Annotated in this window: 8 protein-coding genes and 1 pseudogene; 3 read left to right on the top strand and 6 right to left on the bottom strand. The window is 75.7% G+C overall.

Annotation, left to right across the window (positions count from 1 at the left end):
- Window positions 1–109: 109 nt before the first annotated feature.
- Genes AB0E88_RS35430 through AB0E88_RS35420 form a run of 3 tightly spaced genes read right to left on the bottom strand, consistent with a single transcriptional unit; the run spans window position 110 to window position 3,772 of the window.
- Window positions 110–2,209 (bottom strand): xanthine dehydrogenase family protein molybdopterin-binding subunit, encoded by a 2,100-nt coding sequence (locus AB0E88_RS35430; protein WP_361639248.1) that lies wholly within the window; start codon window positions 2,207–2,209, stop codon window positions 110–112.
- 22 nt (window positions 2,210–2,231) lie between these two features.
- On the bottom strand, window positions 2,232–3,224 hold the full coding sequence (locus AB0E88_RS35425; RefSeq protein WP_361639245.1) for a xanthine dehydrogenase family protein subunit M: 993 nt from the start codon (window positions 3,222–3,224) through the stop codon (window positions 2,232–2,234).
- Window positions 3,221–3,772: a 2Fe-2S iron-sulfur cluster-binding protein gene (locus AB0E88_RS35420; RefSeq protein ID WP_361639242.1), complete on the bottom strand. Its 552-nt coding sequence runs from the start codon at window positions 3,770–3,772 to the stop codon at window positions 3,221–3,223. The genes AB0E88_RS35425 and AB0E88_RS35420 overlap by 4 nt, the downstream gene beginning before the upstream one ends.
- A gap of 127 nt (window positions 3,773–3,899) precedes the next feature.
- Here AB0E88_RS35420 and AB0E88_RS35415 point away from each other — a divergent pair, with 127 nt between their 5' ends.
- On the top strand, window positions 3,900–4,586 hold the full coding sequence (locus AB0E88_RS35415; protein WP_361639239.1) for a maleylpyruvate isomerase N-terminal domain-containing protein: 687 nt from the start codon (window positions 3,900–3,902) through the stop codon (window positions 4,584–4,586).
- Window positions 4,587–5,009: 423 nt separating this feature from the next.
- Here AB0E88_RS35415 and AB0E88_RS35410 read toward each other — a convergent pair.
- The 3 genes and pseudogenes from AB0E88_RS35410 to AB0E88_RS35400 all read right to left on the bottom strand — a co-directional run.
- Window positions 5,010–6,119, bottom strand: a pseudogene (locus AB0E88_RS35410) (hypothetical protein); the annotation flags it as partial.
- A 116-nt stretch (window positions 6,120–6,235) separates the two neighbouring features.
- On the bottom strand, window positions 6,236–6,550 hold the full coding sequence (locus tag AB0E88_RS35405) for a hypothetical protein (protein ID WP_361639236.1): 315 nt from the start codon (window positions 6,548–6,550) through the stop codon (window positions 6,236–6,238).
- Between the two features lie 366 nt (window positions 6,551–6,916).
- On the bottom strand, window positions 6,917–7,444 hold the full coding sequence (locus AB0E88_RS35400; protein WP_361639233.1) for a hypothetical protein: 528 nt from the start codon (window positions 7,442–7,444) through the stop codon (window positions 6,917–6,919).
- A gap of 394 nt (window positions 7,445–7,838) precedes the next feature.
- Between AB0E88_RS35400 and AB0E88_RS35395 the strand changes: the two genes are divergently transcribed.
- Together AB0E88_RS35395 and AB0E88_RS35390 are read left to right on the top strand one after the other, a co-directional pair.
- Window positions 7,839–8,222, top strand: coding sequence for a PadR family transcriptional regulator (locus AB0E88_RS35395; protein ID WP_361639251.1), 384 nt, complete (start codon window positions 7,839–7,841; stop codon window positions 8,220–8,222).
- The gene (locus tag AB0E88_RS35390) at window positions 8,219–9,235 is read left to right on the top strand and encodes a hypothetical protein (protein WP_361639230.1); all 1,017 of its coding nucleotides are present in this window, start codon (window positions 8,219–8,221) and stop codon (window positions 9,233–9,235) included. Before AB0E88_RS35395 ends, AB0E88_RS35390 begins: the two co-directional genes overlap by 4 nt.
- Window positions 9,236–9,358: the final 123 nt, after the last annotated feature.

Genomic DNA, 9,358 nt, shown 5'->3' with positions numbered 1-9,358 from the left:
GGCTCCCACCCTGTCGCGGCGGGGGCGGTGCGCGCCCTCGGCGCGGGCCGCCACGTGGTCGCTCCACCTTGTGGGCGGCCGTCGTCGTGGCGCCCCGCCCGCGCGTCGCTCACCTCGGGCCCGTCAGTGCCTCCAGGACCTTGTCCGGCGTGAGCGGGAGGTCGCGCAGCCGGGTGCCCGTGGCGTGGTGGACGGCGTTGGCGATCGCGGCGGCCGTGCCGACGATGCCGATCTCGCCGATGCCCTTGCTCCCCATCGGGTTGAGGTGGCTGTCGTCCTCCTCGATCCAGTGCGCCTCGATGTCGGGCACGTCGGCGTTCACCGGCACGTGGTAGGACGCCAGGTCGGACTGGACGAAGTCGCCGAACGCGGGGTCCACGGTGCTGTCCTCCGTCAGCGCCATGCCCAGGCCCATCGTCATCGCGCCCACGAACTGCGAGCGCGCCGTACGGGCGTTGAGGATCCGTCCGGCCGCGTACACGCCCAGCAGCCGGCGCACCCGGACCTCACCGGTGACGGTGTCCACGGCCACCTCGGCGAAGTGCGCCCCGAAAGCGTGCCGGGAGTAGGGGCTGTCGGCGTCGGCCGCACCGGACGTGTCGGCCTCGACGCTGATGCCCTCGGGCGGCAGTGGCCCGGTCCGCACGCCCAGTTGCTCCGCCAGCCGGGCGCACGCCTCGTGCACCGCCCAGCCCCAGGAGGCGGTGCCCGACGAACCGCCGGCGAGCGCCGCGTACGGCAGGTCGCTGCACCCCACCTCGGTGGTCACCCGCTCCAGCGGTACGCCCAGGGCGTCGGCGGCGACCTGCGCCAGCACCGTCCGGGCGCCCGTGCCGATGTCCGTGGCGTTGATCTCCACGAGGAACGTGCCGTCGGGGCGGGCGTGCGCCCGCGCGGTCGACGGCTGGACGAGGACGGGATACGTGGCCGCCGCCACCCCCGTGCCCAGCAGCAGCGGTCCCTGCCGCCGTGTGCCGGGCCGCGGGTCGCGCTCCGCCCAGCCGAACCGGCGGGCGCCCTCGCGCAGACAGTCCACGACGTGCCGGCTGCTGAACGGCTTGCCGTTGTCCGGCTCGGACTCCGGCTCGTTGACGACCCGCAGTTCCACCGGGTCCATGCCCAGGGCGCAGGCCAGTTCGTCCATCGCGGACTCCAGCGCGTACATCCCCGGCGCCTCGCCGGGCGCCCGCATCCAGGACGGGGTGGGCACGTCGAGCCGGACGACGCGGTGCCCCGTGCGGTGGCCGGGGGCGCCGTACATGACGCGGGCGGGCACCGCCGCCTGTTCCACGAACTCCTTGATCCGCGAGGAGTGCGTGGTGCTCTCGTGCAGCAGCGCGGTCAGCCGGCCGTCGGCGCCGGCGGCCAGCCGCACCCGCTGCACAGTGGGCGCGCGATGGCCGACGGAGCTCGGCAGGAAGCGGCGCGGGTAAGCCAGCGTGACCGGCCGTCCCGTCGCCCGTGACGCCATCGCCGCGAGGACGACGTCCGGGCGCGGGGTCCCCTTGGAACCAAACCCTCCGCCGACGTGCTCGGCCACCACCGAGATCTGTTCCTGGGGCAGGCCGAACAGTCCGGCCAGCACCATCCGCACCACGGACGTGCCTTGACTGGAGGTGTACACCGTGAGCCGGTCGTCGTCCCACTGCGCGGTGCTGGCGTGCGGCTCCATCGGATGGTTGTGCAGCGGCGGCACCCGGTAGGTGGCGTCCACGCGCACGGCCGCGGAGGCGAACTCTCCCTCCGGATCACCGTGTTCGCGCACCGCCGGATAGCCTCCGTTGGCCTTCTCGGGGACGTACACCTCCGGATGGTCCTCGGTGAGCGTCACGTCGTAGGGCTCCTCCGCGTACGTCACGCGGACCGCGGCGGCACCGGCCCGGGCCGCCTCCAGGGTCTCGGCCACCACCAGGGCCACGCACCAGCCCCGGTGCGGCACGCGTGCGTCCTGCAGCACGGCGAGCGTCGGATCGTTCGACTCGCCCAGGCGCGGCGCGTTGTCGTGGCTGAGCACCGTGACGACGCCGGGCAGGGCGAGCGCGGCGGAGGCGTCGACGGAGGTGACCCGGCCGCGCGGGACGGTGGCGGGCACCGGTCGGGCGTACAGCCGGCCCGGCAGGGCGTGCTCGGCGGCGTAGCGGGCGGTGCCGGAGACCTTCAGGCGCGCTTCACGGCGCTCGGCCGGAGCGCCCACGGCGGTGTCGGTCATGGTTCCTCCTGGCTGATGCCGGTCAGGTCCCCGAGGGCCGGGCCAGGCCGGTCAGGACGTCCACGGCGAGATTGCGGGCGAGCGGCACCTTGAACGCGTTGTCCCGCAACGGGCGCGCGTCCGCCAGCTCCAGGTCGACGGCGTGCTCGAACGCGGCCGCGGTGGGCGCCGCTCCGCGCAGCGCCTCCTCGGCGCGGCGGGCGCGCCAGGGCCGGTGCGCCAGCCCCCCGAAAGCGATCCCCGCCCGGTCCACGACCCCGTCCGTCACGTGCAGCACCGCCGCGACCGACGCCAGCGCGAAGGCGTACGACGCCCGGTCGCGGGCCTTGCGGTAGCGCGAGGGCAGCCCGGCCGTCGCCGCCGGCAGCAGCACCCCGGTGATCAGTTCGCCGGGCCGCAGCTCGGTGTCCTGCTCCGGATGGTCCCCGGGCAGCCGGTGGAAGACGTCCGCCGCGATCTCCCGGGCGCCGCCGGGGCCGTACACCTCGATCCGCGCGTCCAGCGCGGCCAGCGCCACCGCCATGTCCGAGGGATGGGTGGCGATGCAGTGCTCGGAGTGGCCGAGCACCGCGTGGTCGCGGTGGACGCCCTCGAGGGCGCCGCAGCCGGTGCCCGGCTCGCGCTTGTTGCACGGCTTGGACAGGTCCTGGAAGTAGGGGCAGCGGGTGCGCTGCATCAGGTTGCCGCCGGTCGTGGCGGCGTTGCGCAACTGGCCCGAGGCGCCCGCGAGCAGCGCCTGCGAGAGCGCCGGGTAGCGGTCGCGGACCAGGGGGTGCGCGGCGAGGTCGCTGTTGCGGACCAGGGCGCCCACCCGCAAGGAGCCGTCCGCCGGCTCCTCCACCCCGGCCAGCGGGAGCCGGGTGACGTCGACGAGGACGGCCGGCTGTTCCACACCGAGCTTCATCAGGTCGACCAGGTTGGTGCCGCCGCCGAGGTAGCGGGCGCCGGGGTGGGCGGCGTACGCCTCGGTGGCCTCCGCGACGCTGCCCGCGCGCACGTAGCCGAAGGGTTTCACGGGATCACGTCCTCCACCGCGTCGACGATGCGTGGATACGCCCCGCAGCGGCACAGGTTGCCGCTCAGCCGCTCCCGGATCTCCTGGCGGGTCAGCGGTACGGGCCGGCCGGACGGGGCCGCCGGGTCCGTGACGTGCGAGGGGTGCCCGGCCTCGGCCTCGGCGAGCGCGCCGAGCGCGGAGCAGAGCTGGCCCGGTGTGCAGTACCCGCACTGGAAGGCGTCCCGTTCGGCGAACGCCCGCTGGAGCGGGTGCGGTGCCTCGCCGTCGCCCGCGAGGCCCTCCACGGTCGTCACCTCGCAGCCGTCCGCGGCCACGGCCAGCAGCAGGCAGGCGTTGACCCGGCGCCCGTCCACCAGGACCGTGCACGCGCCGCACTGGCCGTGGTCACAGCCCTTCTTGGCGCCGGTCAGGCCCAGATCCTCGCGCAGCAGGTCGAGAAGGGTGCGCCGGTGGTCGACGGTGAGGGTGTGCGGTTTGCCGTTGACCCGGAGGGTCGTGTCGGAGCGGTGCGCGGCCGGTGGTGCGGGGTGCTGCTCGCTGCCCATGTGGTCTTCCCCTCCGGACGGGGGCGTCGTGCTGTCCTGACCGCGTATCCCGACCGCGCCGGACGACACCTGCCGATGACCGGAAACCGGTGGCGCCGTGCCGGGGGGTGCTTCCTAGGCTGGCCGCATGACAGGTGATCAACGGGACGACACCGACCCCGTCGCCGCTCTGCGCGCCGCCTACGGGGCCTTCGCCGAGGTCGTCGCGACGCTCGGCGACGACGCGTCGTGGCTGCCCACCGGGTGCACCGGCTGGGCCGCGCGCGACCTGGTCTTCCACTGCCTCTCTGACGCCCAGCGCGCGCTCGTCGCCCTGCACACCCCGGTGAGCGCACCACCGGACCGGGACGCCGTGACCTACTGGCACGCCTGGGCGCCGGATCCGGTCGGCGCGGCGCACGGGCGGCGCTGGGCGCGGGTGAGCGCGAGCATGTTCCTCGACTTCGGCCAGTTGCGGGAGCTGTATCTGGAGACCGCGGCCGCCACCGTCACCGCCGGCGCCGCGGCCGACCCGGCCCGCGCCGTGTGCACCCAGGGCCACGTCCTGACCGCGGGCGACCTGCTGATCACGCTCGCCGTCGAGGCCACCGTGCACCACCTCGACCTCACCGTGTCCCTGCCGGGGGCCGCACGACCGGCTCCGGAAGGGCTCGCCGCGGTACGGGCCACCCTGGACGGGCTGCTGGGCCGGCCCGTGCCCCTGGACTGGAGCGACGAGCACTACGCGCGTGCCGCGACCGGCCGCGCGCCCCTCACCCGGGAGGAGCGGCGCGCGCTGGGCTCCGACGCGGAACGGCTGCCGCTGCTGTCCTGACCGGATGCGCCGCCGGCGGCACCGTCACCCGGACGAGGTGGCCCTGCCCGGAGTCGCGTGTGCGTGTGACGGGGGGATCGCCTCGGCGGCGGGTTCACCTGGTTCACCCGAAGAGGTGATCCCGTCGGGGGCCACGGGTCCCCCGGAAGAGGGGGCCGGGTCGGAGAGCGCGGCCTCGTCGGGAGCCGCGGGCTCGTCCGAGGAGGTCGTGTCCGCCGGGGACGCGGGCGCCGTCACGGACGGAGTCCCGGCCACGGCGGCGGGATCTACGGCGGGGGTGGCCCCTTCGGCGGCGGCCTCCTCGACGGCGGCCCGACCGGCGGGGAGAGGTCCGGCGGCGACCGTCTCGTGGGCGGCCGACTCGTGGGCGACGGCCGTCTCGTGGGTGGCGACCGTCTCGCGGGTGGCGACCGTCTCGCGGGCGGCGGTGGGCCGCAGGGAGCGGCCGGAGATCTTCAGGCGCTCGAACGTCCTGGTCAGCTGCTGGAGCGCACCGCCGGCGGGGCGGGCCGGCGCAGGCGGGTCTCCGGCGCTCGCCGCGGCGGCCTCCCGGTACGCGGCCAACGCCTCGTGCGCCCGCTCGGCGGCCTCCCGGTACAGGTCACGGGAGCGCGTCATCGCCTCCAGTGCCTCGGCGTACATGGCGACCAGCGCGCGCTGGCGCTCCAGCTCCTCCTCGAGCGTGTACAGGTGCCACTCCTCCCGCAGCGCGCCCAGCTGTTCCGCGGCACCGTCCGGCAGTGGCCGCGGCAAGGCGGCGAACCGGGTCACAGCGTCGACCAGCTCCACCGGCTCGGAGCCGTCCAGGAACACACTGCGCACCGAGAAGTCCGCGGCGCTCCAGCCGTCCGGCACCGGGGCGCCGGGCAACACCACCGCGCCGCCGCGCGGTACCTCGACCCCGGCGTCCCGCAGCGCGTAGTTCAAGGCGCGCAGCTGGTGCGGGGCGGCCCGGTGCTCCACGACGCGGTGGTGCAGACCCGGTGGCAGGAAACGGGTGAGCGGGCCACGGCCGCGCTCGTCGGGCGTCATCGCCTCGTGGACGACCACATGCAAAGTCCAGCGGTCGCGCAGCGCGTCCCTCAGAACCCGCCGCAGCGCCTTGTCGTCCTCCGGCAGCGCGTTGACCTGGAGGAAACGCAGCCCCGTCGCGGACTCGTGCGCCCATGCGCCGTCCGGTTCAGCCGGCCAGAACACGCCGGCCGGTGACGGCCAGCGCAGGTCCCAGGGCCGCTCGGCCTCCGCGACCAGCAGCCACTCCTGACCGTGCCCGGCGCCCATGGCGACGGTCAGCCGCGCCCGGACGGTCACCGCCTCCGCCACCTGCCAGCGCGCCTCGAAGACGCGCCGTCCGGCGGGGGACTCGTCCTCGGGCAGTTCCAGGAAGTCCTGGACGGCCCCGTCGTCCTTCAGGCGCTGCAGATGTCTGCGCAGCACGCCGGCGGCTGCGGACCCCAGGAAACGGCCGCGGGCCGGCCACAGCGTCGGGGGTGTCGTGGAGGGATCAGGGCGGTCCGTCGGCGAGATCGGCATGGGTCCGTTCGTGAGGGCGGGGACGACGTGCACTGCCAGTATCGTCGCCGGCCCCCGTGTGGATCACACGGGGGTGAAGGCGCCTCAGTCGTGCCGGCCGGCCGCCGGTGTCACTCCTAGCGGTCGGGGCGGGGTTCCCGCCCCGCGACGACGTCCGTCACACCGGCCTCCTCATCGGCCTCGTCCCGGCCCGGCCGGGCGTCGGCGCCACGGGTGTTCGGCTGACCGCCGCCCGTGGTGCCGTAGCCGCCGGGCACTCCGGGGACGCTCTCGGCGTCGGCCTGCTCACGGCTGATGTGCCGGGTGGCGCGGACGCCGGCGCGCCGTTCGTCGTGGGGATAGCTGAAGGGTCGTGAAGCGGCCCGCTGCTCGTCGGCGGTCTCCGCCGCCTGGGCGGCCTCACGCGGATCGGGTGTCTTGCGGTCGTTCATGCGCCCCGGGTACCCGGGGCGTACGGCCGCATGTCGCCTCGTGCGCCCTCGGCGGCGGCAGCGAACTCGAAGCGCGCACCGCGCCCTCTGATCGGGCCGCCGCGCACACGGGCCGCCGCGCACACGGGCCGCCGCGCACACGGGACGCGGGCCGTGCACACGGTGTGTGCGCCGTGCACTACGGCGGGCGGTGCACACCCGTGGTTCCGGCCGGGCGCGGCCCAGCACAATCGTCCGGGCGGACAGGGCCCGTCCACCATCCGCATCGGGGCGGGTCCTGTCCGTTTCGGCGGCGCGGCGTCGCCCCTGGCGCCCTCGTCCGACTCCGGCGCGGGCCGGGAACCGCCGCCGACCGTCTGCGACGGGTCAGAAACCGCCGCTGCCCTCCCGCTCCGGACGGCCCCGGCTCCGGCCACGCCGACGGGGTGCCCTCGGCGTGGGTACGCCGTCGGCCGGGGGCGCGCTGAAGCCTCCCGGGACGAACGGCGCCGCCACCGGTCCGGAACGCGGCGAGGACCGCTCACCGGTGGCCGGACGGTCTCCGGCAGCCGGACGGTCACCGGTGACCTGACGGTCTCCGGTGGCCGTCGGCCGGGGAGGGGGCGAGGCCGGGCGGGACGCGGCCCGGGCCACCACACGCGCGTGGTTCATCAGCGGCGCGCACGCGGAACAGACCTCGCTCAGTGTCCACACCTGCCCCACCGCGGGATCGTGGCGCAGTACGAGGACCACGGTGCCCTGGCAGGAGACCCGGGTGCCCTCGTGCGGGGCGCACCCGTGATGGCGGCACCAGCAGGCGGCGTCGGCGCGCACGGCCGCGGCCCGGGCGTGCGCGAGGGCATGCGCCTCGGCGAACCGGCGCAGCGCCGTGAGGTCGCGGGAACGGGCCGGCATTACGCATGCCGAGGAGCAGGTGACCGAGGCGCTGCGGTCGCGGTGACCGACCACCCGGATCGTCCAGGAACGACCCGGGCGGCGCGCCGAGGGAGCGTCAGGAATCGTCAGAGACAAGAGCGGTTGTCCTTCGTGGGAGCCGATCAGGCGGGCGGGCACCGAGGAAGATCCACCATCCCCCGGAAGTGGCCTCGCTCACAGCATGCCCACGCCGGGCCCGCGCCATCCGCCTCCCACGCGGGAGCCGCGACACGGCTCACTCGCCGCGCCCCCGCCGTGTGCGCCGAGCCGCCGTTCCAGCCGGACACAAGCCTCGACGCCGAGGACGGAGAGTGTTTCGCGCTGCGGAATATATCGGCTGCCGATATATTCTGGACGCATGGCATCGAAGTCCATGACCCAGGCGGCGTTCCTCGTGCTGACGGCGCTGGCCGACCAGCCCCGGCACGGGTACGGCATCCTGCGTGAGATAGAGGAACTGTCCGACGGCGACGTGCAGTTGCGGGTCGGCACGCTGTACGGCGTGCTCGACCGGCTCACCGCGGACGGGCTGATCGTCCTGGACCGCGAAGAGGTGCAGCAAGGCCGGCTGCGGCGCTACTACCGCCTCACCGACGACGGCCTGCGCGCCCTGGACGCCGAGGCCGAGCGCATGGCCGCCGGCGCGAACGCGGCCAAGCGGCGCATCGCCGAGGGCCGCCGCGCGCCCGCGCACCCAGCCGACCGCCCCGCCGTCCCGCCCGTCGCGGGACCCGGACTCGCCGGAGGCCTGGCATGACGACACTCCTCGAGAAGCGTTACCGCGCCGTTCTGCGTCTGCTCCCCGCCTACTACCGCGCCGAGCGCGAGGAGGAGATGGTCGAGGTCTTTCTGTGGGACGTCGACCGGGACACCCAGGACCAGTCCCGCCCGACACTGGGCGAGGCGGCGAGCATCGCCGGGCTCGCGCTGCGCACCCGGCTCGGCGCCGCGGGCGCGCCCCGCCGCTACGCGCTGCTGGGCTCCGCCGTACGCCAGTTCGCGCTGTTCGCCGTCCTGCTCCAGGCGGCCGGGGCGGTCGCGGACCGCGTCCTGGAGGTCACCTGGGCGGCGACGCACGGTCCCGCGCAGTGGCGGATGTTCCTGTCCGGTCTCACCGGCCCGGGCGGAACAGCCGGCACCGTGGCGGCGCTCGCCCAGTGGATCCTGCCGCTGCTGTGGACAGCCGGATACTTCGCCCTGCTGCACGACCGCAGGCGGCTCGCCCGTGCCGCGGTGCTGCTCGCCGCACTGCCCACGCTGTGGCTGCCCCTCGCGCCGCTGGTCTCCGACGCGTTCCCGCCCGACCCGGCCTACGCCACCGCCGCCGCGCTCCTCGCCTGGCTGACCGCGCTCGCCGTGTGCGCGGCCCACCACCGCGACGCACCCCCGGCCGCGCTGCCCGTCGGTACGCCCGGCCTGGCCCATCTCGCCTGCTGCGTGGTGGCCGGCGCCTCACTCGTCCTGATGCCGGGCACGGTCGACACGGTGTGGGCGCCGAGCTCCTGCTTCGTCGTCGGTGTCCTCGGCTGGCTGCTGTGGCGCGGCCGCCGGCGAGGGGCGGCCGACGCGGGCACGGCCGCCGCACTCACCGCGCTCGGCCTGCTGGTCTTCGCGGCGCGTGTCGCGGCCCTGTACCCATGGCTCGCCGTGCCCCTCCCCGGCGCGCTGCTCGCCGGACTGCTCGTACAGACGGGCGCGGTGCTGCTGCTCACCGCGGCGCCCGCGGTGGTCGGGGGACGGTGCCTCGGCGCGCGCGGGGGAGAGCGGTGACCGGTCGGTGGGCCCCCCGGGGCTCGGAGACCGGCGTCCGGGCCCGAGCCGAGGCAGGTGGCAAGGCGCTCGGGTCGTGCGGGGGCGCGCCGGCCCCCCACCCGCCCCCGCCCAGGGCTTAAG

Origin of the sequence: Streptomyces sp. NPDC028635, from assembly GCF_040637635.1 — a bacterium.
In the GTDB taxonomy this organism is placed as follows: Bacteria; Actinomycetota; Actinomycetes; order Streptomycetales; family Streptomycetaceae; genus Streptomyces.
Note: the sequence above shows the minus strand (reverse complement) of the source record. Positions and strands in the feature narration are given on the sequence as shown.